Source organism: Leisingera aquaemixtae (genome assembly GCF_001458395.1).
Lineage (GTDB): Bacteria > Pseudomonadota > Alphaproteobacteria > Rhodobacterales > Rhodobacteraceae > Leisingera > Leisingera aquaemixtae.
Window position 1 is genome coordinate 152,863 of record NZ_CYSR01000022.1, and the last position, 23,659, is coordinate 176,521.

The 23,659-nt window shown below is 65.2% G+C and carries 20 protein-coding genes; 15 read left to right on the forward strand and 5 right to left on the reverse strand.

Annotation, left to right across the window (positions count from 1 at the left end; translation table 11 throughout):
• Positions 1-23: 23 nt before the first annotated feature.
• Positions 24-503 (reverse strand): YHS domain-containing (seleno)protein, encoded by a 480-nt coding sequence (locus tag PHA8399_RS11515; protein ID WP_058286293.1) that lies wholly within the window; start codon positions 501-503, stop codon positions 24-26.
• A gap of 237 nt (positions 504-740) precedes the next feature.
• On the opposite strand from PHA8399_RS11515, the gene PHA8399_RS11520 reads away from it, so the two are divergent.
• The 6 genes from PHA8399_RS11520 to PHA8399_RS11545 all read left to right on the forward strand — a co-directional run bounded on the left by PHA8399_RS11520 (position 741) and on the right by PHA8399_RS11545 (position 7,426).
• A complete protein-coding gene (locus tag PHA8399_RS11520) occupies positions 741-1,274 on the forward strand; it encodes a polysaccharide deacetylase family protein (protein WP_058286294.1) in 534 nt (177 codons plus the stop codon).
• Positions 1,275-1,442: 168 nt separating this feature from the next.
• The gene (locus PHA8399_RS11525) at positions 1,443-2,588 is read left to right on the forward strand and encodes an amidohydrolase (protein WP_058286295.1); all 1,146 of its coding nucleotides are present in this window, start codon (positions 1,443-1,445) and stop codon (positions 2,586-2,588) included.
• Positions 2,589-2,590: 2 nt separating this feature from the next.
• Complete coding sequence (locus PHA8399_RS11530; protein ID WP_058286296.1) at positions 2,591-3,781, forward strand: diaminopropionate ammonia-lyase; 1,191 nt, start codon at positions 2,591-2,593, stop codon at positions 3,779-3,781.
• Positions 3,774-4,940 carry a M24 family metallopeptidase gene (locus PHA8399_RS11535; protein ID WP_058286297.1) on the forward strand — a complete coding sequence of 389 codons (1,167 nt, stop codon included), beginning with the start codon at positions 3,774-3,776 and terminating at the stop codon, positions 4,938-4,940. Before PHA8399_RS11530 ends, PHA8399_RS11535 begins: the two co-directional genes overlap by 8 nt.
• Positions 4,941-4,955: 15 nt before the next feature.
• On the forward strand, positions 4,956-5,714 hold the full coding sequence (locus PHA8399_RS11540; protein WP_058286298.1) for a maleate cis-trans isomerase family protein: 759 nt from the start codon (positions 4,956-4,958) through the stop codon (positions 5,712-5,714).
• A gap of 140 nt (positions 5,715-5,854) precedes the next feature.
• Positions 5,855-7,426 carry an alkaline phosphatase family protein gene (locus tag PHA8399_RS11545; RefSeq protein WP_058286299.1) on the forward strand — a complete coding sequence of 524 codons (1,572 nt, stop codon included), beginning with the start codon at positions 5,855-5,857 and terminating at the stop codon, positions 7,424-7,426.
• A gap of 73 nt (positions 7,427-7,499) precedes the next feature.
• Here the strand turns inward: PHA8399_RS11545 and PHA8399_RS22330 are convergent, their stop codons facing one another.
• Positions 7,500-10,727 carry a M10 family metallopeptidase gene (locus PHA8399_RS22330; protein ID WP_058286300.1) on the reverse strand — a complete coding sequence of 1,076 codons (3,228 nt, stop codon included), beginning with the start codon at positions 10,725-10,727 and terminating at the stop codon, positions 7,500-7,502.
• Positions 10,728-10,754: 27 nt separating this feature from the next.
• Positions 10,755-11,159 carry a hypothetical protein gene (locus PHA8399_RS11555; protein ID WP_058286301.1) on the reverse strand — a complete coding sequence of 135 codons (405 nt, stop codon included), beginning with the start codon at positions 11,157-11,159 and terminating at the stop codon, positions 10,755-10,757.
• Between the two features lie 280 nt (positions 11,160-11,439).
• On the opposite strand from PHA8399_RS11555, the gene PHA8399_RS11560 reads away from it, so the two are divergent.
• The 4 genes from PHA8399_RS11560 to PHA8399_RS11575 all read left to right on the forward strand — a co-directional run bounded on the left by PHA8399_RS11560 (position 11,440) and on the right by PHA8399_RS11575 (position 15,097).
• Positions 11,440-12,342, forward strand: coding sequence for a metal ABC transporter substrate-binding protein (locus PHA8399_RS11560; protein WP_058286302.1), 903 nt, complete (start codon positions 11,440-11,442; stop codon positions 12,340-12,342).
• Positions 12,343-12,441: 99 nt separating this feature from the next.
• A complete protein-coding gene (locus PHA8399_RS11565; protein WP_058286303.1) occupies positions 12,442-13,359 on the forward strand; it encodes a manganese/iron ABC transporter ATP-binding protein in 918 nt (305 codons plus the stop codon).
• The gene (locus PHA8399_RS11570) at positions 13,359-14,237 is read left to right on the forward strand and encodes a metal ABC transporter permease (RefSeq protein ID WP_058286415.1); all 879 of its coding nucleotides are present in this window, start codon (positions 13,359-13,361) and stop codon (positions 14,235-14,237) included. Before PHA8399_RS11565 ends, PHA8399_RS11570 begins: the two co-directional genes overlap by 1 nt.
• A complete protein-coding gene (locus PHA8399_RS11575; RefSeq protein WP_058286304.1) occupies positions 14,237-15,097 on the forward strand; it encodes a metal ABC transporter permease in 861 nt (286 codons plus the stop codon). The genes PHA8399_RS11570 and PHA8399_RS11575 overlap by 1 nt, the downstream gene beginning before the upstream one ends.
• Position 15,098: 1 nt before the next feature.
• On the opposite strand, the gene PHA8399_RS11580 is transcribed toward PHA8399_RS11575, so the two are convergent.
• Entirely contained in the window at positions 15,099-16,013 is a 915-nt protein-coding gene (locus PHA8399_RS11580; RefSeq protein ID WP_058286305.1) for a LysR substrate-binding domain-containing protein, read from the reverse strand.
• Between the two features lie 94 nt (positions 16,014-16,107).
• Here PHA8399_RS11580 and PHA8399_RS11585 point away from each other — a divergent pair, with 94 nt between their 5' ends.
• From PHA8399_RS11585 to PHA8399_RS11595, 3 genes are all read left to right on the forward strand, one after another.
• The gene (locus PHA8399_RS11585) at positions 16,108-17,628 is read left to right on the forward strand and encodes a trimethylamine methyltransferase family protein (RefSeq protein ID WP_058286306.1); all 1,521 of its coding nucleotides are present in this window, start codon (positions 16,108-16,110) and stop codon (positions 17,626-17,628) included.
• A gap of 152 nt (positions 17,629-17,780) precedes the next feature.
• Positions 17,781-20,255: a GcvT family protein gene (locus PHA8399_RS11590; protein WP_208856295.1), complete on the forward strand. Its 2,475-nt coding sequence runs from the start codon at positions 17,781-17,783 to the stop codon at positions 20,253-20,255.
• Between the two features lie 20 nt (positions 20,256-20,275).
• On the forward strand, positions 20,276-21,259 hold the full coding sequence (locus PHA8399_RS11595) for a GlxA family transcriptional regulator (RefSeq protein ID WP_058286307.1): 984 nt from the start codon (positions 20,276-20,278) through the stop codon (positions 21,257-21,259).
• A gap of 63 nt (positions 21,260-21,322) precedes the next feature.
• Here the strand turns inward: PHA8399_RS11595 and PHA8399_RS11600 are convergent, their stop codons facing one another.
• The gene (locus tag PHA8399_RS11600) at positions 21,323-21,796 is read right to left on the reverse strand and encodes a nuclear transport factor 2 family protein (protein WP_058286308.1); all 474 of its coding nucleotides are present in this window, start codon (positions 21,794-21,796) and stop codon (positions 21,323-21,325) included.
• A gap of 207 nt (positions 21,797-22,003) precedes the next feature.
• Here PHA8399_RS11600 and PHA8399_RS11605 point away from each other — a divergent pair, with 207 nt between their 5' ends.
• Positions 22,004-22,567, forward strand: a complete 564-nt coding sequence (locus PHA8399_RS11605; RefSeq protein WP_058286309.1) for a TetR/AcrR family transcriptional regulator — start codon at positions 22,004-22,006, stop codon at positions 22,565-22,567.
• A gap of 131 nt (positions 22,568-22,698) precedes the next feature.
• Entirely contained in the window at positions 22,699-23,652 is a 954-nt protein-coding gene (locus tag PHA8399_RS11610) for a carbon-nitrogen hydrolase family protein (RefSeq protein WP_058286310.1), read from the forward strand.
• The last annotated feature ends 7 nt before the right edge of the window (positions 23,653-23,659 follow it).

Genomic DNA, 23,659 nt, shown 5'->3' on the forward strand with positions numbered 1-23,659 from the left:
GGCGGGACACGGCCTGCGCGGGATCAGAGCGCGCCGACCGCCACGTGCTTGATTTCGCCCCACTGGCTGTCCGCGGTTTTGGCAGTACCTGTCACGTCTTCCAGGAAGGCGGCGCGGGTGGCGGCGTTCAGGAACAGGAACAGCTTGCCGTCATGCACCAGATACTGGTCCGGGTCGCCGTCGAACTTCTTGCCGACTGACACGCCGTAGGAGCAGAAGCCGCCATGCTGCGGCAGGTATTTCGCCGGGTTGGCCTCGAACGCGGTCTTGTTTTCCTCAGACGCGAAATAATACGAAGCGCCGTCCACGGTGGCGGAATAGGAGGCCACGCCTTCCACCGGGTTGCGGCTGTCCAGCAGCGCCACCAGATCGACGCCATGCGCGCCCAGCGGCGCGCCGCCGGCAGAGATGCCGTTGGAGACGTTGACCTCGTCGGCGGCAAAGGCGGGCGCGGCCAGCGCGGCAGTCAGCGAAATCAGGGCGGTTGTCAGAAGCGTTTTCATGTTGGTCCTCATCGGATCTATCTGCGGTTTCAAGATGTCCCGGGCGGCTGTGCAGCCCGGTGATCTGAAGCTAAGTCCGCAGCGCTGTACGTTTAATCTCCATCCGTCCCGGTGATCTTGCAGATCGTCCTGAAATTCCGGGCTGATCACCTGCCGGCGCCTCACCCAACTGTGCATGGAGCCGCAGGCGGCAGCGCATTAGCCTGAAAGGCAGCGTCAAAAGGGGGAGGTGCCGTCATGGCCTGGCTGTGGAGATTTGTGATTGCTTGCGTATTGGCTGCGCCCGCGTTGGCGCAGGACACAGGCGCAGAGCCGGAGCCGCCGATGACCTATGAACGGCTGGGCCGCATCCTCTTTGCCCTGGACGGCGCGGCGCAGCCGGTGGGCCCGGGCTTTCAGCTGACCATCGCCGGGGTGCCGGTGCTGGTGATCACCGACCCGGCTGCGGACCGGATGCGGGCGATGGTGCCGCTGCGCCCGTCCGACGGGCTGACGGCGGAGGAGCTGATGCGGATGATGCAGGCCAATTTCGACACCGCGCTGGATGCGCGCTATGCGGTGGCGCGCGGCCAGCTGTGGGCGGTGTTCATCCACCCGCTGTCCGCGCTGCAAAAGGATCAGCTGATCTCGGGCCTTGGGCAGACGGTGAATATCGCGCGCACCTATGGCACGCTCTACACCGGGGGAGCCTTGCAATTCGGAGGCGGCGACAGCCCGGGGATCCAGCGGCAGCTGATCGAGGACCTGCTGGAAAAAGGCGAGGAAATCTAGCGGGCTGGGCCATCCGTCAAGGACCGTTGGCGCCGCGCCGGGGCAGAGTACGAAATTCAGCCCGATTGCCCGGCGGCTTGATCAATTTCGTCACCCTCGGGCCGGAATAATATGCGTCAAGCCGGATGCGGCGGCCTAAAGTCGCCTCAAACAGCTTGGAGAGCGCCTATGACCAGCTTTCAGAACCGCCTGACAGCGCTGCGCCGGGACTTTCACCGGCACCCGGAGCTTGGCTTCCGGGAAGACCGCACCAAGGCCAGGGTGGCGGCGCATCTGCGCGCCCTGGGGCTGGAGGTGCATGAGGGCGCGGGCGTGGTCGGGCTGCTGCGGGCCGGCACCGGCAACCGCGCCATCGGGCTGCGCGCCGATATGGATGCGCTGCCGATCAGCGAAACCTCTGCCCATGACTACGTTTCCGAAACGCCGGGCGTCATGCACGCCTGCGGCCATGACGGCCACATGGCGATGCTCTTGGGGGCCGCCGAGCGGCTGGCGCAGGAGCAGGGGTTTGACGGCACCGTGGTGTTCCTGTTCCAGCCGAACGAGGAACACGGCCTGGGCGCGCAGGCAATGATTGCCGAGGGCGTGCTGGAGCGGTTCCCGATCGAGGAGGTCTATGCCATCCACAATCTGCCGGGCGCGCCGGCGGGGCAGGTCTCGACCCGGACGGGCCAGATCTGCAGCAGCGAGAGCCTGTTTGAGATCGCGATCAAGGGGCAGGGCGGCCATGCCTCGATGCCGCAGGCGGGCGTGGACGCCATCACCGTCGGCGCCGAAATGGTGCTGGCGCTGCAAACCATCGTCTCGCGAAAGCTGGCGCCGGGGGCGGGCGCGGTTGTTTCCGTCACCGAGTTTCTGACCGACGGCCAGCGCAACGTGCTGCCGGGCCATGCGGTGCTGAAGGGCGACGTGCGCGCCCGGGTGCCGGAGGACCGCGCCGCGGTGGAACGCTTCATGCGCCAGATCGCTGCCGGTGTGGCTGCCACCCACGGGGTGGAGGCGGAGGTGAGCTTTAACACCGAATTTGTGGAAACCATCAACGCCCAAGGCCCGGCAGAGGCCGTCTGTCGCGCCGCAGAGGCCGCGGGCTGCGCCGTGATCCGCAACCGCCCGCCGATGAGCTTCTCGGAGGATTTTGCCCATTTCGCCAACGCGGTGCCCGGCTGCTTCCTGCTCTTGGGCAATGGCGAGGACGGGCCGCACGGCCAGCCGCTCCATGCGGCGGACTATGATTTCAACGACGCTCTGCTGCCCATCGGCGCGGAGGTCTGGGTGCAGCTGGTGCGGGACCGGCTGCCAGCGGGAAAGGACTGACGATGCTTGAACAATTTGCTGTTGCCCTGCGCCACACGGCAGGAAACCCGAAACCCGGCGAGGCGGCCTATAGCGTGCTGTCGGAACAGGATTTTGCCAAGGCTCAGGCAGAAATCACCGCCTGGGAGGGGTATGCGGCAACGCCGCTGGTGTCCCTGTCCGGGCTGGCGTCGGAGATCGGTGTTGCCCGGATCGACTACAAGCACGAAGGCCCGCGGTTCGGCCTGGGCAGCTTCAAGGCGCTGGGCGGGTCTTACGCGGCGCTGCGGGTGCTGCAGCGGGAGCTGAGCAAGCAGCTGGGCCAGGACGTCAGCCTGGAGGAAATCCGCAAGGGCGCCCACAAGGACGCCTGCGCCGGGATCACCCTGGTCTCTGCCACCGACGGCAACCACGGCCGCTCGCTGGCCTGGGGCTGCCAGCGGTTCGGCGCGCCCTGCCGGATCTACATCCATGCCGAGGTCAGCGAGGGTCGCGCCGCGGCGATGCGCGATCTGGGCGCCGAGGTGATCCGGATCGACGGCGACTATGATGCCTCGGTCCTGCTGGCCAAGAATGAGGCGGAGGAAAACGGCTGGTTCGTGGTTTCCGACACGTCCTGGGAAGGCTACACCGAGCCGCCGCGCGACGTGATGGCCGGCTACAGCGTGATGACCCGCGAGGCCTGCGGCGAGCTGGAGCAGCCCCCGACCCATGTGTTCCTGCAGGGCGGGGTTGGCGGGCTGGCGGCCTCGGTCGCGGCGGCGTTGCGGCAGTTTTACGGTGCGGCATCGCCGCGGGTGGTGATTGTCGAGCCGGAACTGGCGGCCTGCCTGTTCGACAGCGCCAAGGCTGGCAAGGCAACCAATTTCGCCATCAAGGAAGAAACCATCATGGCGGGCCTCTCCTGCGGCGAGCCGTCGGAAATGGCCTGGGAGATCCTGGCCGAAGAAGCCACCGATTTCGTGACCATTCCCGACAGCATCGTGGCCCCCGCAGTGCGGCTGCTGGCCAATGGCGAAACCGGCGATCCGGTGGTGGAGGCCGGCGAAAGCGCGGTGGCGGGGCTGGCGGCGCTGATCGCGGCGTGCAAGTCGCCTGAGATGAAGAAGACACTCGGTCTGGATGAAAGCGCCCGCGTGCTGCTGATCGGTTCCGAGGGGGTCACCGATCCGGCGATCTATGCCGCGATCATGGAAGGCAAGGACCATGTCTGACGCGCCCGCCCGCGGGTTCCCGGACGAGGAGTTTGCAGCCCGTACCGAGAAAGCACAGGCGCTGATGGCGGCGCAGGGTCTGGACGGGCTGTTGCTGCTGACGGAGCCGGAAGTGCGCTATTTCAGCGGCTTCCACACCCTGTTCTGGCAAAGCCCGACCCGGCCCTGGTTCCTGTTTGTGCCGCCCGCGGGCAAGCCCGTTGCCATCATCCCGGAGATCGGCGCCGACCTGATGCGCCGCACCTGGATCGAGGACATCCGCACCTGGAGCGCGCCCGCGCCGCAGGATGACGGCCTCGGCCTGCTGACGGAGCTGCTGTCGCCGATTGCGGCCCGTGGCGGTTCCATCGGTCTGATGAAAGGTCATGAGACCTCTCTGCGGATGCCGCTGGGCGATTATGAGCGGCTGATGGCGGGGCTGCCGGGACTGAAGGTGGCGGATGCCACGCCGCTGGTGCGCAGCCTGCGGATGGTGAAATCCGCCGCCGAGATCGAGAAGCTGCGCCATATCTGCGCCATCGGCTCCCGCACGTTTGCGCGGGTTCCTGAAATCGCTCATGAAGGCCAGCCGTTTGAGGTTCTGTTCCGCGCCTTCCGCCGCGAGGCGCTGGCGCAGGGGGCGGACGATGTGCCCTATCTGGTCGGCGGCGCCGGTCAGGGCGGCTACAGCGACGTGATCTCGCCGCCGACCGGCCGGCCCTTGCAGGCGGGCGACATCGTGATGCTGGACACCGGCGCCACCTGGGACGGCTACTTCTGCGATTTCGACCGCAACTTTGCGATTGGCCGGGCCGATGACCTGTCGCGCCAAGCTTATGACGTGCTGTGGCGGGCAACCGAGGCCGGGATTGCCGCAGCCAAACCCGGTGCCACCTGCCGCGAGCTGTTCCAGGCGATGCAGTCCGTGATCGCCGAAATGGACGATCAGGGCGGCGACGTGGGGCGGCTGGGGCATGGGCTGGGGATGCAGCTGACCGAATGGCCCTCGCACGCCGCGTTTGACGGGACGGTGATCGAGGAAAACATGGTGCTGACGCTGGAGCCCTCGCTGAGCTATGGCGATGGCCGTATCATGGTGCATGAGGAAAACATCGTGGTGCGGGCGGAGGGTGCTGAGCTGCTGACAACCCGCGCCGCCCCCGAGCTGCCGGTAATCTGAAGGAGGCCTTGGGCCATGAAACTGCCCTTTGACACGGATGCAGGCATCGGCACCCGCGCCACGCTGGGTGTGATCGTGCTGGAAACCGACGAGACGCTGGAGCCTGAGTTCGCCCGGATGATGGCGCAGGACGGCGTGGCGCTCTATCACAGCCGCATTCCGATGGTGCCCGAAGTCCGCCCGGAGACGCTGGCGCGGATGCAGGCGGATCTGCCGGACTCTGCCCGGCTGTTTCCGTCCGCACCGGATTTCGACGTGATCGGCTATGGCTGCACGTCTGCGTCAACGGTGATCGGCTCGGCTAGGGTGGCAGCGGCGGTGCAGACCGTGCTGCCCCGGGCCAAGGTCACCGACCCGCTGGCGGCGATCATCGCCGCGGGCCGGGCGCTGGGCGCGGCGCGGCTGGGGTTTGTCACGCCTTATCTGCCGGAAGTCTCGGCGCAGATGCGGCAGAAGCTGGAGGAGGCGGGGTTCGAAATCGCCGGTTTCGGCTCGTTTGAGGAAATGGACGACCGGGTGGTGGCGCGGATCACCGAGGCGGCGATTGCCGCGGCGGCGCAGCAGGTGGCCAGCGCTGCGGACTGCGACGCCATCGTGATCTCCTGCACCAACCTGCGCTGCCTGCGGGTGATCCCGCAGATCGAGGCAGCGGCCGGGGTGCCGGTGGTCTCCAGCAATCAGGCGCTGGCCTGGCACATGCTGCGGCTGGCCGGGATCACGGACCCCCAGCCGCACTTTGGCAGGCTGTTCGCCCGGGGTCTGGCGGCCGGATAGATACATTTTTACGGGAATTGCCAGCTGACAATTCGCGGCAGGCTGTTCCTCCGGGCCGTGCAGTCCACGCTTGAAATCCGCGCCCGGATCATCACAGTTTGACAGCCGAAACCTGACCTGTGCCGTGCAAGGACTCCCGGATGCCTGCCACCCCTCCCCAGAACTGCCCCGCGACCCGCAACGTCCTGTTCATCATCATCGACCAGCTGCGGGCGGATTGCGTGTTCGGGGCGATGGCCAGGCATGTGGAGCTGCCCAGCATCCGCGCCTTCATGCAGGAGGCGGTGTCGTTCCAGCGGCATTACTCGGTGACCAACCCCTGCGGGCCGTCGCGGGCGTCGATCCTGACCGGCCAGTATGCGATGAACCACCGGTCGGTGCGCAATGGCACGCCGCTGCGCCACGACACCCCCAACATCGCCACCGAGATGCGCAAGGCGGGCTATTTGCCGATGCTGTTCGGCTATACCGACACCGCGCAGGACCCGCGCGCCTTTGATGCCAACGACCCGGCGCTGCGCACCTATGAGTTTCCGATGAACGGCTTCCACGAGATGACCGAGATGCGGCTGGAGATGTCCTATCCCTGGCAGTCGCATCTGATGAACCGGGGCTATGAATTTGAAAACTACTGGGATGTCTACAAGCCGGTTTCGCCCGGTGGCGGTGCGCCGCGGCTGAACGATCCGGCGCTTTACGCGGCAGAGGACAGCGATACCGCGTTTCTCACCGACTCCTTCCTGGGCAAGATGGCGGCCTATCACAAGGAGAGCTGGTTCGCGCATCTGACCTATATCCGCCCGCATCCGCCGCTGGTGGCCCCGGCCCCTTATAACACCATGTATGACCCCGCCTCGCTGCCGCTGCCGCAGCGGCTGGACACACCGGAGCAGGAAGGCGCGCAGCACCCGTTCTTTGACCCGGCGCTGCGCAGCAGCACGGCGGCGGGTTTTGTCGAAGGCTTCCCGGATCTGGAGCCGACGGATGACACTATCCGCAGCCTGCGCGCGGTTTACCTGGGCCTTGCCACCGAGGTGGACCATCACGTCGGGCGGGTGATCCAATTCCTCAAGGACACTGGCCAGTATGACAGCACCATGGTGGTGATCACCGCCGACCACGGCGAGATGCTGGGCGACCGGCACGCCTGGGGCAAGATGACGGTCTATGACGCCGCCTATCACACGCCGCTGATCATCCGGATGCCGGGCAACGAGGGCAACGCCGGCGCCTGCGTCTCTCAGATCACCGAGTCGATCGACGTGACGCCGACCATTCTGGACTGGGTGGGGCAGGAGATCCCGAACGCCATGGACGGGCGGTCGCTGCTGCCGCTGTTGCGCGGGGAGGTGCCGCAGGACTGGCGGCAGTATTCCTTCTCGGAGCTGGATTTCTCAGAACCGTTGAAGCCGACGCTGTGGCAGAAGGCGCTGGGCACCACGCCAAGCGACAGCAGCCTGGGGATCCTGCGGGACGGGCGCTTTACCCTGGTGGAGTTTGCCGCCGACCTGCCGCCGATGCTGTTTGATGCCGAAGGGCAGGGGGAGCTGGAGAATGTGGCCGGGCGCCCGGAGTATGCCGCGGATCTGACCCGGCTGACCCGGCTGATGCTGCGGCACCGGATGAAGAATATGGACCACACGCTGTCGCTGGTGTCGATCACCGCGGACGGGGCGCGGTCCGTACCGCGGTTTCAGGCGCCGCGGGGCTGAGCGCAGGCCGGGCCGCCGGCGCGGCGCAAGGCCCGGTCCTGTCCGGAAGCCGGGCCTTGCGCGGTTCACCGGGTCAGATGAACCAGTCTTCGGTCAGCTGATTGCTGGAGCTGATCCCTTTCAGCCAGGCGATTTGCAGCGGATCGCTGCCGCCCTCGCCGTCGGCGTCGTATTGCAGCCAGACCTCTTTGGTGCTGCTCAGGGACAGGCTGCCGCTGGACAGGGCGTCTTCCAGGCTGGTGTCCAGCTCCAGAAGCAGGCCGCTGATATCCAGGGCATCGCCGTCGCCGAGCCTGAAGTCGCGCAGGATGTCGCCTGCGTCTTCGGCAGAGGCGAAGACAAACACGTCCGCATCCGCGCCGCCTTTCAGGATATCGGCCCCGGCGCCGCCTTCCAGCCGGTCGCTGCCGGCGCTGCCGTCAATCATGTCATCGCCGCTGCCGCCGCGGATGGTGTCATTGCCGGCACCGCCATTGATCTTGTCCGCGCCGCCGCCGCCATCGGCGGTGTCATCACCATTGCCGGCGCTGATCTTGTCGTCTCCGTCGCCGCCGATGACTTTGTCGGCGGCCGCTCCGGCCTGGATCGTATCGTTGCCTGCGCCGCCATTGACATTGTCAGCGCCCGCGCCGGTTTCGATCAGATCGCCGCCATTGCCGCCTTTCACCTTATCACGGCCGCTGCCGCTGGTGATCACATCATTTCCGTCGCCGCCGTCCAGCTTGTTGTCGCCGCCGCCAGCCGAGAGGGTGTCATCGCCGAGGCCGCCCTTGATCCTGTCCTTGCCGCTGCCGCTGGTGATCACGTCGTCGCCATCGTCGCCGGAAACCTGGTTGTCGCCATCGCCGGCCGCAATCGTATCGTTTCCGGCGCCGCCCTTGATCCGGTCCCTGCCGCTGCCGCTGGTGATCGAGTCGTGGCCTTCGCCGCCATCGGCCCTGTTGTCGCCATCGCCTGCGGCGATCGTGTCGTTTCCGTCACCGCCGATCAACTGGTCTTTGCCGCTGCCGCTGGTGATCCAGTCGTGGCCCGCGCCGCCATCGGCCTTGTTGAAACCTTCGCCGGCTGACAGGGTGTCATTTCCGTCGCCGCCGATGAACTGGTCTTTGCCGCTGCCGCCGCTGATCGAGTCATCGCCGAGGCCGCCATCGGCCTTGTTGTAGCCGTCGCCGGCGGCAATCGTGTCATTTCCGTCGCCGCCCTTGAGCTGGTCTCTGCCGCTGCCGGTGCTGATCAGGTCATCGCCCAGGCCGCCATCGGCCTTGTTGTAGCCATCGCCGGCTGTAATAGTGTCATTTCCGTCGCCGCCGTCCAGCAGGTCCCTGCCGCTGCCGGTGACGACGGCGTCATCGCCCAGGCCGCCTTCGACCCGGTTGCTGCCGTCGCCGCCGTTGAGGCTGTCGTTTCCGGCGCCGCCGTAGATCTTGTCGCTTCCGCCGCCCGCCAGAAGGGTGTCGTCGCCGTCCTCACCGTACAGCTGGTTCCGGCCCTCACCGCCGTCCAGGCTGTCGCTGCCCAGGCCGCCATACAGTTTGTCGCTGCCGTTGCCGCCGGTCAGGGTGTCGTCGCCGTCCAGGCCGAACAGCTGGTCGTTGCCGTCACGGCCTTCGATCAGGTTGGCGGCGCTGTTGCCGTAGCCCTTGTCAGACGCGCTGCCCAGGATCAGGTTCTCGATCTCCGAGCCCTCGCTGACCGTCAGCGTTTTGGAGCCGATGGTTCCGGGCACGCCGCTTTGCAGGTTGATCGAGGACGTATAGGTCACGGCGCTCAGATCCAGGGTGTCGGTGCCGCCATTGGTGTCGGTGACGGTGCCCAGAACGCTGGTCCAGTTCGGCACAAAGCTGTTGGTGAAGGTATAGATGTTGTCGATGACCTCCGGCGTGGGATCCGGGTCCGGGGTTGGTTCCGGGTCCGGGGTGGGATCCGGGTCCGGGGTTGGGTCCGGGTCCGGTGTGGGCTCCGGATCGGGGTCCGGGGCGGCGGAGATGTTGATGATTTCTGCCGGATCGGCGTTTGCATCAACACCGGCCAGGAACACCAGCAGCGTGCTGCTGCCGTTGTGGGAAATCTTCAGCCAGGAGCCGCCGCTGCCGGCCTGAAGCGAGACGACGCCGTCGGCTGCCGCATCGGTGCCGGTATAGCCGATCTCCTGCAGCAGGGCGCTGACATCGACGCGGTCTCCGGCGGCGAGGCTGAAGTCGGCGATGGAGTCGCCGGACTCGCCCAACTGCCGGTAGACGAAACGGTCGGCGCCCGCGCCGCCGGTCAGGTAATCCGCGCCGGTGCCGCCGATCAGCGTGTCGTTGCCGCCGCCTGCCGAGATCTGATCGTTGCCGGCGCCGCTGTCCAGAACATTGTCCGCGGCGTTGCCGGTGATGCTGTCTATGCCGCTGCCGGTGATGGCGTTTTCGATCACGGTTCCGCTGGCGATGGAGAAGTTGCCGGTCTTGCCATTGAGGCTGGAGAAGGTGCCCGCATTGAGGTTCAGGGTCTGATTGTAGCTGCGCAAGCCGAGGTTGATCACGTCGGTGCCGCCGCTGTCGACAATCGCCACCGCCCAGCCGCCGTTCAGATCCATGCCGAAACGGCCGGTGGTCTGGCCGTCGCCATAGGTGGTGTCGCCGGTTTCCACGTTTACAGGCGTGCCATAGAGATGGTGGACCGCAGCGATATCGGCCAGCTGCGCCGTCGCCAGATAGGCAAAGGAGGCATCGACGGCAGTGTTTTCGGACTGGCTGAAGTAGGACATGATCGACATTTGCCAGCTGTCATTGGCAAAATGCGCGTCGGAACCGTAGCTGGCGCTGCCGTTGTAGTTGCCGGTGTGGCCCAGGCCCAGGGCGTGGCCGATCTCGTGGATGTAGGTCTGCAGGTAGTAGTTGCCGTAGGCGGACCAGCCGTCGTCCACATTGATATGCGAGCTGAGAATGGTGCCGTTGCTGACGGTGGAGCTGGCGTAGGCGCCGGAGTTGTTGTCGTCAAAGGTGATCTTGGCGCTGCCGGTGGTCTCGGTAAACTCGATCCCGGTCAGCGCGGTCCAGCTTTCCAGCGCCTTGCGGGCGGTCTCCTTGCCGGTTGAATTCAGCCCGCTGAGGTTGACCGTCAGCTGCCCGCCGGTTTGCACATCAAAGGAGCGCTGGGTGCGGCCGGTATCCTGCCAGAAGCCCTGGTACAGATACTGGGCGATCTGGTCGACCGTATACGTCGGCTTGCCGCCGGCATCGCCGGTGCCGGTGCCAGAGCCGCTGCTGCCGGTGGCTTCGGGAATTCTGTGATTGGCTTGACCGCAATATTCACACATGACCGTGCTCCAAACTAGCTCCTTGGTTTAAAGGGGGAATTCGGTTTGCCCGACCAGGTGGCCGGCAAAGTCCGCAATGCTGTCCGCGGTCAGATGACCGTCCATGACCGACTGTTCGATGGCCGGGCCCTGGCCGGACCGGCCATCGCGGTGCTGCCACTCCAGGTATCCAGAAATCCAGTCGGCGGTCTGGGAGTGCCCGACATAGCGCAGGGTCAGATCGGCGGGGCCGGTCTGACCGTCCGCAGCGGAGACAGCCGCGCCGGGAAATCTTTCGCTCAACGCGCCGGCCAAGGCGTCGCACAGTGGCTGCTGCAAAGCTTTGCCGCAGTGCAGCTCAATGCTTTGCACCGGGCCGCCAAGCGCGGCGGAGCCGGTGACCAGCAGCCAGATTGCGGCAGAACAGCCGGAAAGGGTCCCGGGTGAAATCATGGAATCGCTCGCTCAGACGGTTGAAGGATCAGGTTCAGTCCCGCGCCGTTCTGGCTGCCCTGTCAGGTCTAGCGGCGGATTCGGGCGAAAAGACGGCCGGGATCCGGGCAATATTTATACGGCGTTAACCGGCGTTAACCCTTTGCTACGCGGGCCTGCACGAACGCGCGTCTTGCCCGGGGTTGCGACTGTTTTTGCAAATCATTCTCAATTTCGTTGACAGTTGCGAATGATTTGCAATAACGATGCTGCAAAGACATCTTCAAGAACGGAGAATCGAATGCTTTCGAACCTGCTCAAGACGGTTTCCGCCGCCGCGATTGCGGCCGCTGCCGCCAGCGCTGCCATGGCCGAAGACAAGATGAAGGTGGTCACCACTTTCACCGTGCTGGCTGATATGGCGGCCAATGTGGCAGGCGATGCCGCAGAAGTCGTCTCGGTCACCAAGCCGGGCGCAGAGATCCACGGCTATGAGCCGACACCGCGCGACATCGTGCGGGCGTCCGATGCCGACCTGATCCTGTGGAACGGCATGAACCTGGAGCTGTGGTTTGAACAGTTCCTGTCGAACCTGAAGGACGTGCCGTCGGTGACCCTGACCGATGGCATCGACCCGATCCCGATCGCGGCCGGCTCTTACGAGGGCAAGCCTAACCCGCATGCCTGGATGGGTCTGGATAACGCGCTGATCTATATCGACAACATCGTCGAAGCCTTTGCCGAGCACGACCCGGAAAACGCCGCGGTCTATGTCAAGAACGCGGGCGAATACAAGGACAGGCTGCGCGCCACCATCGAGCCGCTGCGCCGGGCCATCGCGGAGATCCCCGAGGACAAACGCTGGCTGGTGACCTGCGAAGGCGCCTTCAGCTATCTGGCGCGCGATTTCGGCATGAAGGAGCTGTACCTGTGGCCGATGAACGCCGATCAGGTCGGCACCCCGCAGCAGGTGCGTTCGGTGATCGACGGCGTGCGCGCCAACGACATCCCGGTGGTGTTCTGCGAAAGCACCGTGAACACCGCCCCGGCGGAGCAGGTGGCGCGGGAAACCGGCGTGGCCTATGGCGGGGAGCTCTATGTCGACTCCCTCAGCGAGGCGGACGGCCCGGTGCCGACCTATCTGGACCTGCTCAAGGTCACCTCTCAGACCGTGGCCCGCGGTTTGACCGAAGTGACCAATTAAGACCGCATTTTCGCATATCCAAAGAGCCCCGCAGCGCAAGTTGCGGGGCGTTTCATTTCACAAAGCACAATTTCTGTGTGTAACTCTGCAGGACAGCCCATGCTTGATGCCAGCGAGACCCACATCATGAACACCAGCGCCGCAGCTGCGGAGGGCGGGATTGCCGCCAAGAACGTCACGGTGACCTACCGCAACGGCCATACAGCGCTGTGGAACGCCAGCTTTGACATTCCCCGCGGCACCGTGACTGCGCTGGTCGGGGTCAATGGCGCGGGCAAATCGACCCTGTTCAAGGCGATCATGGGCTTTGTCCCGGCCGCGCAGGGCGAAATCCGCATCCTCGGCATGTCCGTGAAGGACGCGCTGCGCAAGAACCTGGTCGCCTATGTGCCGCAGTCGGAGGAGGTCGACTGGGCCTTTCCGGTGCTGGTCGAAGACGTGGTGATGATGGGCCGCTACGGCCACATGGGGTTTCTGCGCCGGCCCAAGGAGGCCGATCATGAGGCCGTCGATCAGGCGCTGCGCCGGGTGAACATGCAGGATTTCCGCCACCGCCAGATCGGCGAGCTGTCCGGCGGCCAGCGCAAACGGGTGTTCCTGGCCCGCGCCCTGGCGCAGGACGGGCAGGTGATCCTGCTGGACGAGCCCTTTACCGGCGTGGACGTGAAGACCGAGGAGCAGATCATCGCCCTTCTGCGCGAGCTGCGCGACGAGGGCCGGGTGATGCTGGTTTCCACCCATAACCTGGGCAGCGTGCCGGAATTCTGCGACCGCACGGTGCTGGTCAAGGGCACGGTGCTGGGGTCCGGCCCGACCGAGACCACCTTTACCCGCGAAAACCTGGAACACGCCTTTGGCGGCGTGCTGCGCCATTTCACCCTGGGCGGCCAGGCGCTGCACGACGACGGCGACACCCGCGAGGTCACCATCCTGACCGATGACGAGCGCCCCTTTGTCCAGTACGGCGAAAAGACCCAGACGAGCGACAGCAAGCGCGAGGACGGGAGCCAGCAATGATGGACTATCTGCTGGAGCCGTTCACCTACGGCTATATGACCAACGCGATGTGGGTCTCGGCGCTGGTTGGCGGCGTCTGCGCCTTCCTGTCGTCTTATCTGATGCTCAAGGGCTGGTCGCTGATCGGCGATGCGCTCTCGCATTCGGTGGTGCCGGGGGTGGCGGGGGCCTATATCCTGGGCCTGCCGTTCGCGCTGGGCGCCTTTATCGCCGGCGGGCTGGCGGCGGGGGCGATGCTGTTCCTGTCGGAACGGTCCGGATTGAAGGTCGATGTGATCATTGGACTGATCTTCACGTCCTTCTTCGGGCTGGGCCTGTTTATCGTGTCGATCAGCCCGATGTCGGTCTCGGTGCAGACCATCACCATGGGCAATATCCTGGCGATCACGCCGGAGGACACGCTGCAGCTGGCGATCATCGGCTTTGTGTCGCTGGCGGTGCTGCTGGCCAAGTGGAAGGACCTGATGGTCACCTTCTTTGATGAAAACCACGCCCGCACCATCGGGCTGCGTCCCGGATTGCTGAAGGCGGTGTTCTTTGTGCTGCTGTCGGCCTCTGTCGTGGCGGCGATGCAGACCGTGGGGGCGTTTCTGGTGATTGCCATGGTGGTGACGCCGGGGGCGACCGCCTATCTGCTGTGCGACCGCTTTCCGCGGCTGATCATGGTTTCCGTATTCATCGGCGCGGCCACCAGTTTCTTCGGGGCCTATGCCAGTTATTTCCTGGATGGAGCCACCGGCGGCATCATCGTGACGCTGCAGACCCTGATCTTCCTGATCGTGTTTGTCTTTGCCCCGAAACACGGGCTGCTGGCGGCCAAGCGCAGGGCGCGCGAGGCGCTGAAGCGCGGCCCCGCCGCACAACAGAGGGCCGTGTGATGGACCTTGATACATTGCTGATGCCATTTCAGTTCGCGTTCATGCAGAACGCCTTTCTGATTTCCCTGATCGTGTCGGTCCCAACGGCGCTGCTGTCGTGCTTTCTGGTGATGAAGGGCTGGGCGCTGATGGGGGATGCGGTCAGCCACGCGGTGCTGCCGGGGATCGTGCTGGCCTATGTGCTGGGCTTCCCGCTGATCATCGGCGCCTTTGCCGCCGGTATGCTGTGTGCGGTGGCAACCGGGTTTTTGTCCGGCAACAGCCGGGTCAAGCAGGACACGGTGATGGGGGTGGTGTTCTCGGGCATGTTCGGGCTTGGCATCGTGATGTACGTGGGGCTGGAGACCAACGCCCATCTGGATCACATCCTGTTCGGCAATATGCTGGGGGTGGAGCCGGATGAGCTGTGGACGGCGGGCATCATCTCGCTGGCGGTGGGTGCGGCGCTGGTGCTGAAGTGGAAGGACCTGCTGCTGCACAGTTTCGACCCGGCGCAGGCGCAGGCCTGCGGCCTGCCGGTGACGGTGCTGCATTACGGGCTGCTGGCGGCCTTGTCGCTGACCATCGTGGCGACGCTGTCTGCGGCGGGGCTGATCCTGGCGATCGGGCTGCTGATCGCGCCGGGGGCGGTTGCCTTCCTGGTGGGGCGCAAGTTCAGCACGATGCTGTGGCTCTCGGTTCTGGTCTGCATGTTCTCGATGCTGGCGGGCACCTATGCCAGCTTCTTCCTCGACAGCGCGCCGGCGCCGACCATCGTGCTGATCCTGACCATTCTGTTTGTGCTGGCCTTTGTGCGGCGGCTGTACCTGACGCATCGCAGGTCGATGAAGCGCGCCATGGACTCCTCCGGCGCCGCGTGAGTCACGCGGTTCCGGGCTTGGCCATCTCCAACAGCCACTGCCGCACCAGTTCCGCGTTGGGAACCAGATCCTGGGTTTTGGACCACACCAGATAGAACCCTGCCCCGGTGGTCCAGGACCATTCCTTGCGGGCGGCCAGCAGGCCCTGCTTGATCAGCGGCTCGGTCACATGCTGCCAGCCAAAGGCAAAGCCCTCGCCCGCAATCGCCGCCTGCAGCACCAGCGCGTAGTCGTTGAGGCGCATGCCCGCGGCGGGCGGGCGGCCGGTGACGCCGAAATGTTCAAACCATTGCTGCCATCTGGGGCGCTCGCGGACCGGTTCCTCCAGATGGATCAGCCGTTCGTGCAGCAGGTTCGGCACCGTCGCCAGATTGACCGCCGAGGCCATCACCCGCGGGCTGGCAACGGGAAAGATCACCTCAGGCGCGATCAGGGCGGAATGGCAGTCCGGCCAAGTGCCGTTGCCGCGGCGCACCGCCAATGAGATGCCTTCGGTATTGATGTCCGGCTCCCGGTCTGAGCTTTGCAGGCGCAGGTCGATATCCGGGTGCGCCTCATGCAGCCGGGTCAGTCTAGGCATCACCCAGTAGTATGCAAAAGCGGAGGAGCAGTTGAGCGTTACGTGGTCATTGCGCCCGAACTGCCGCACCGCCTTGGCGGAGGAGAGGATGTCCTCCAGCGCTTTGGACACATCGGTGTAAAGCCGCATGCCTGCGCCGGTCAGCTCCACCTTGCGGTGGCCGCGGCGGAACAAAATAACGCCCAACGATGCTTCCATCTGCTTGATCGCGGCGCTGACGGCCGGCTGCTGGACGTTCAGTTCCTCAGCCGCGCGGGTGAAGGAGGCGTGCCGTGCGGCGGCTTCAAACACGATCAGGTGGCGGGGGCTGGTGAGGAGTTTCCACAGGTCTTGCATAACTCTGAATTATCCAAATCATCAGATTTTTCAACCGTCACAACGCAGGCCGCGGACCGTATCGTTACGCAGCTTTTGACGACTGGAGACCCCCATGGCCCGACGCGCCCGCGCATCCCGCGACAGAAACACCGCCCCCGCGGGCGCTCCGGCATCGCCCTTTATCCGGCGGAGCCTGCCGTTCTTTGACGTGCTGGACGAGGAGAAGCTGGCCCGGCTGGAAGCCCAGGTTGACTGGATCTTCGAGGAGGTCGGCATTGCCTTCCGCGACGACCCGGAAGCGCTCAGGATCTGGAGAGAAGCGGGCGCCAGGATCGACGGCGACACGATCCGCGCGGATGCGCAGTGGATCCGCTCCCTGTGTGCCAAGGCGCCGCGGCAGTTCACCCAGCTGGCCCGCAACCCGGCGCGGTCCGTCACCATTGGCGGCACCAATCAGGTGTTTGCGCCGATCTATGGCGCGCCGTTTGTGCGCGATCTGGAGGGCGGGCGGCGCTATGGCGATATGGCGAGCTTCGAGAAGCTGGTGAAGCTCACCTATATGCATCCGAACCTGCATCACGGCGGGTTTGTGATCTGCGAACCCTGCAACGTGCCGGTGAGCAAGCGCCATTTCGACATGCTGTTTGCTCATATGACGCTGAGCGACAAACCGCATCTGGGTGCGATCACTGAGATGTCCCGGGCGCAGGACAGCGTCGACATGGCGGAGATCGTCTTTGGCAAGGACGTCATGGACGAAAACTGCGTGATCATGGGCAATGTGAACACCAATTCGCCGCTTTTGGTAGACAAGGTGGTGACCGAGGCGGTGCGCACCTATTGCGCCCGAGGGCAGGGAATTATCGTTGTGCCGTTTATCCTTACGGGCGCGATGGGGCCGGTCTCCACCGCCGCCTCAGTCGCGCAGGCGATGGCAGAGGCGATGATGGTCTGCGCCTTTACCCAGATCGTCCGGCCCGGCGCGCCGTTTGTGCTGGGCAACTTCCTGTCGTCGATGTCGCTGAAATCCGGCGCGCCGACATTTGGGATGCCGGAGCCGGTGGTCTCCAACTACGCCATCGGCCAACTGGCGCGCCGGGCCGGGCTGCCGTTGCGCTGCGGCGGGTCGCTGACGGCCTCCAAGATCGAGGACGCGCAGGCGGCTTACGAGAGTGCAGACTCGATGCATTCCACCATGCTGGCCGGCGCCAATTATGTGCTGCATTCGGCGGGCTGGCTGGAAGGCGGTCTGTGCACCGGGTTCGAGAAGCTGATCATGGATGCGGACCGGCTGGGGTCCTACCAGAAGGTGCTGAGCCAGGGGCTGGACACCAGCGACGAGGCGATGGCGCGCGATGCCTACGCCGAGGTGGCGCCGGGCGGGCATTTCCTGGGGTCCGGGCACACTATGCGCAACTACCAGACGGCCTTCTACGAACCGAAGCTCAGCGACAGCGAGAATGTCGAAAGCTGGGAAGAGGGCGGTTCCAAGGACATGCGCCAGCGCGCCTATGACCGCTGGAACCAGATGCTGGACCAGTACGAGGCGCCGCCGATGGACGAGGCGGTGAAAGAGGAACTGGCCGCCTATGTCGCCCGCCGCAAAGAGGAGATCCCGGATGCGTGGTACTGAGGTAAGGAATTCTTCACCCATTTCTCCAGCTTATGCAGGACGGGCCGGATTGCCCCGGCACCCCCTGTGCACCCCGCGTACACCCCCTGTGCACCCCCTGGGTGCCATTTGCCGCAATTCCTGCGCTTTGCCCCGGACCTGAGGACAAATCCATGTCAGACAATTTTGCTCAATCGACGCTCAACATCCACAAGGAGGAGAGCACCGGCGACAAGAAGCTGCCGAGCCACGCCAAGGCGGTGATCATCGGCGGCGGTGTGGTTGGCTGCTCGATCCTGTTCCACCTGGCCAAGTTCGGCTGGAAGGACGTGGTGCTGCTGGAACGTGACGAGCTGACCTCCGGCTCCTCCTGGCACGCGGCGGGGCAGATCCATACCATCAGCTCGGACCCGAACATCTCGCGCCTGCAATCCTACACCATTGATCTGTACAAGGAGATCGAGGAGACCTCGGGCCATTCCGTGGGTTTGCACATCACCGGCGGGTTTTATCTGGCGTCGAACAAGACCTGGTATGACTACCTCAAGCGGGAGCGGTCCAAGGCGCGTTACATGGGCCTTAACCAGGAGTTCATCAGCCCCAAGGAAGTGGCCGAGCGCCATCCGCTGATTGATCCGAAACACTACCACGCGGCGCTTTGGGATGATCAGGATGGCGATCTGGACCCCTCAGGCGCGACCTATGCATTCGCCAAGTCGGCCAAGGTGCATGGGGCGCAGTATTTTACCCACACGCCGGTGACTGCGACCACCCAGCGCGCCGACGGCAGCTGGGATGTGACCACGCCGCGCGGGGTGATCAATGCCGAGCATATCGTGAACTGCGGCGGCCTGTGGGCGCGTGAGGTCGGCCACATGCAGGGCGTCAACCTGCCGGTGCAGCCGATGGAGCACCATTACCTGATCACCGACAAGATCGATGCGGTGGCCAACCACCCGACCCGCCTGCCGGCCGGGATCGACTATGAGGCGAACATCTATTTCCGGCAGGAGCGGCAGGGGATGCTCTTGGGCACCTATGAGCCGAAGGGCACGCCCTGGAAGGTGGGCGGCACGCCGTGGGATTTCGGGCATGAGCTGCTGCAGCCGGATCTGGACCGGATTGCCGACCGTCTGGAGATGTCGTTTGAGCGCATCCCGGCCATCGGTGAGGCGGGCATCAAGGATATGATCAACGGGCCGTTCACATTCGGCCCCGATGGCAACCCGATGATCGGGCCGGTGCCGGGCATGAAGAACTATTGGTGTGCGGTGGGCGTCATGGCGGGCTTCTGCCAAGGCGGCGGCGTGGGCCTGACTATGGCGGAGTGGATGATCGACGGCGAGCCGTCCATCGACGTCTGGGCGATGGACGTGGCGCGGTTTGGCGAGTTTGCGACGCCCGACTGGGGTACCGTGAAATCGACCGAGAACTATGAGCGCCGGTTTGTGATGACCTTCCCGAACGAGACGCTGCCGAAGGGGCGGATGCAGAAGACGACTGCTCTGTACGACCGGCTGGTCGCCAAGGGTGCGCGGATGGGGCAGGGGTTTGGCTTGGAGAACGCGCTGTGGTTTGCCGACGGGCCGGAGGATGCGCATGAGGAGCCGACATTCGAGCGCAACCGCTCGCATGATTACGTTGCGCGCGAGGTGAAGGCGGTGCGCGAGGCCGTGGGCGGCATCGAGGTTGCCAACTTTGCCAAGCATGAGTTCAAGGGCGCAGGCGCGCGGGCCTATCTGGACCGGGTGCTGGCGGGGTATGTGCCGAAACCGGGCCGCCTGACGCTGACGCCGATGCTGACGCCGAAGGGCAAGCTTTATGGCGATCTGACCGTGGCCTGCCTGGGTGAGGAGCATTTCATGCTGTTCGGCTCCGGCGCCATGCAGGAGGCGCACCGCCGCTGGTTCGAGAAGGATCTGCCCGAGGATGTGTCCTATCAGAACGTCTCCGACGACTGGCACGGCATCGCGCTGTCGGGTCCGAAATCGCGGCAGCTGCTGCAGCGGATCACCCGCGAGGATGTCTCTGCCGAGGCGTTCAAGTTCCGCGACCTGCGCCAGACTTTCGTGGGCGGGGTGCCGGTGATCCTGAACCGGATCAGCTTCTCCGGCGAGCTGGGCTATGAGATCTACTGCAAGCCGCAGTACCTGCTGCGCCTGGCGGAATCGGTGGAGGAGGCGGGCGCGGATCTGGGCTACCGCTGGTACGGGGCGCGGGCGCTGATGTCGATGCGGCTGGAGAAGGGCTGGGGCGTGTGGACGCTGGATTTCCGCCCGGATTTCGACGCGGCGGAAAGCGGCATGGAGGCCTTCATCAACTGGAAGAAGGATTTCGTGGGCAAGGCCGCTGCGCTGAAGGCCCGCGAGGCCGGGCCGAGCCGCAAGCTGGTCACCATGACCATCGGTGTGGACGGCATTGATGTGTCGGGCGACGAGGCGATCCTGAAGGATGGCGCGGCGGTGGGCTACATCTCCTCCGGCGGCTATGCGCATCACGCACAGGCGTCGATGGCGATGGGTTATGTCTCGGCAGAGCACGCCGCGGCCGGCACCAGGCTGCAGGTCGAGATCCTGGGCGAGATGTACGACGCCGAGGTGCTGGGCGCGCCGGTCTACGACGCCAATGGCGCCAATATGCGCGCCTGATCAAAGCGGGGGCGGATACCATGACCCAATCCATGCGGACGCTCCCCGAAGCGGCCCGGGCCGTGCCGGCCTGCCGCTGCATCTTCCTGCTGCTGCCGACCTTCTCGCCGCTGGACCTGTCCAGCGCAGTGGCAGCGCTGGAGGCGGCGAACAGTTACGGCGGGACCGCGCGCTATGCCTGGCGCGTGGTCAGCGGGGACGGGCTGGCGGTCACTGCGCCCAACGGGCTGAGGGTGGCGGTGGACGGCGGCCTGCCGGAGCTGGCGCGGGGCGACATGGTGTTTGTCTGCGGCGGCCAGGGCGTGGAGCCGGGCATCCCGCTGAAGGTGCTGGGCTGGCTGCGCAAGGCGCAGCGCATGGGGCTGGTGATGGCGGCCCTGGGCGGTGGTGTCATGGCGCTGGCGCGGGCGGGCCTGCTGTCGGGGCGCCAGGCGTCCGCCCATTGGGCGCAGCGCGCCACGCTGGCCGAAATGCACCCGGATGTGGAGGTCCGGACCTCGCTGTTCACCGTGGAGGGGAAGCTGATCACCTGCGCCGGCGGCACGGCCACGGCGGACATGATGCTGGACCTGATTGCGGACCGTCACGGCGGCGATGTGGCGACGGCGGCGGCGGATCTGATGGTCTGTTCCGCCGCGCGCAAGGGCAGTCAGGACCAGACGGTGTCCGAGTTCGGGCGGACGGGCGTGCGGCATGAAAAACTGGCCGCGGCCCTGAGCCTGATGCGCAGCAATCTGGAGGAGCCGCTGACCCCGGGACGCATCGCCGGTCTGGTCGGCCTGTCGGTGCGCCAGCTGGAGCGGCTGTTCTCCAAGTATCTGCAGACCACGCCCAAGGTCTATTACACCCGGCTGCGGCTGGACTACGCGCGCAGCCTGCTGCTGCAGACCAATATGCGGATCATCGACATCGCGCTGGCGTCGGGGTTCAACAGCCAGACCCATTTCGCCAAGGTCTACCGCCGCTATTCCGGCAAGCCGCCGCATCAGGAGCGGCCGTTCTAGGCGGATCCGCGGCAGGCGGCCGGGCGGAAGGGCCGCCCGGCCAAGGGGGTGCGCAGGGGGCTGTCAGAGACCGAGGTCGCTGAGGCCGGGGTGGTCTGCCGGGCGCGGGCCCTGCGGCCAGTGAAACAGGCGCGCGTCCCCGGTGATCTTCAGATCGTTGATCGAGGCGAACCGGTGCGCCATGCGGCCATCCTCCGCAAATTCCCAGTTTTCGTTGCCGTAGGAACGGTACCACTGGCCGGATGCATCGTGCCACTCGTAGGCGTAGCGCACGGCGATACGGTTGCCGTCAAAGGCCCAGAGCTCCTTGATCAGCCGGTATTCCAGTTCTCGGTCCCATTTGCCGGCCAGAAACGCCTGCACCGCGTCGCGGCCCTGGGGGAAATCGGTGCGGTTGCGCCATTTGGTGTCCAGAGTATAGGCCTGGGCCACGGCCTCGGGGTTGCGGCTGTTCCAGCCATCTTCGGCGGCGCGGACCTTGGCAATGGCGGTGCTGCGCGTGAAAGGCGGCAGCGGGGGGCGGGGAGCTTCTGTCATGTTTATTTACCGATCTGTTAAGTTATATGGGGCAAAGTGAACAGATCGGTAAAGGGATTCAAGGCCAAAGACAGGTTTCTGTCCGCACAGATGCGTGAGCCGTTCCAGTTCCTGGAGAAAGTTATTTTCTTTTCGTTGGTTAGCTTGACGTTTGTTGCGAAAATATTATTAACTGATCGGTGCAGAAATAGCCCCGCTGGAGGTGCAATGAGGCCGAACAAACGTGGCGAGCTGGTCCGGAAAGCCTTGGATCTGTTCTATGGGAACGGCTTTCACGCCACCGGCATGGACCTGGTGGCGGCGGAGACCGGGGTGTCGAAAACCTCGATCTACAAGCACTTCCGCTCCAAGGAGGAGCTGATCCTGGCGGTTCTGAAACTGCGGGACGAGGATTTCCGCACCTGGCTTTATACACGGCTGGAGGCGCGGGCGGATACCCCGCGCGGCCAGCTGGAGGCGCTGTTTGACGTGCTGCAGGAATGGTTCGAACAGCCCGGGTTTCAGGGCTGCATGTTTATCAAGGCCAGCGCCGAGTATCAGTCGCCGGACGATCCGATCAACCTGCAGTCGGCAGACCACAAGCAGGTGCTGCAGGCGCATTTCGCGCATCTGGCGGCCGGGGCCGGGGCCAGTGATCCGGACGCGCTGGCGCGGCAGCTGATGGTGCTGAAGGAGGGCGCGATTGTGCTTGCCGCCCTGACCCATAGCAGCGCCCCGGCCCGGGATGCCCGCGCCGCTGCTGCGGCGCTGATCGAGCAGGCAATCGGCTAGCCTTAAGGCGGTTTGCCGGCCTGCGCGCAACACTTGCCCTGTCTGCGCGTCAGCCCGCGCTGCGCGGGATGGCGGCTGCTGCGGCAATCCTGTACCATCGCGGACAGAAATGCCAACGGAGTACGGGCCGAATGACCCCATTTTCCATCGCGGGCATCCAAATGCACGTGGACGCGCTGCATTCGAATGTCGACGCAATGATACACCGGATCGACGTGCTGATGGCGCGCTTTCCCTGGACGCAGATGGCCGTGTTCAGCGAACTGGCGCCCTACGGGCCGCTGACCAAATATGCGCAGCCGCTGCACAATGAGGCGATTGAGCGGTTTTGCGCCGCGGCGGTGAAACACGGGATCTGGGTGGTGCCCGGGTCGATGTTCGAGATCACGGACGCCGGCAAGATCTACAACACCTCCTCGGTGATCAATCCGCAGGGCGAGGTGGTGGCGGTCTACCGCAAGATGTTCCCGTTCCGCCCGTATGAGCAAGGCGTGGAAGCGGGCACGGATTTCTGCGTGTTCGACATTCCCGACGTGGGCCGGTTCGGCCTGTCGATCTGCTATGACATCTGGTTCCCGGAAACCACCCGCCAGCTGACCAGCCAGGGGGTCGAGGTGCTGCTGCATCCGGTGCTGACCGGGACGGCGGACCGGGATGCCGAACTGTCCATCGCCCGGGCCACAGCGGCGCAGTTCCAGTGTTTTGTCGTCGATGTGAACGGGCTGGGCGCCGGGGGCGTGGGGCAGTCCTGCATCATTGATCCGTCGGCCACGGTGCTGCACCAGTCGGGCCGCCATGAGGACATGTTCCCGCTGGAGCTGGATCTTGACCAGGTGCGCCGCCAGCGCGAGGTCGGCCTGAAGGGGCTGGGCCAGGTGCTGAAAAGCTTCCGCGACCGGGAGGCGGATTTCCCGGTATACGACCGCACCAGCGGGGCGGATGCTTACCTGCATACGCTGGGGCCGCTGGAGATTCCGGTGCAGGGCTCGCAGGCGGGCCTGAATGCCCGCGCGCCGGGCGACGGCGCAAACGGGTTTGCCGAATTGCATTCGATACACTACGCTGAAAGAAAAGCAGGCGGTTGATCAGTCT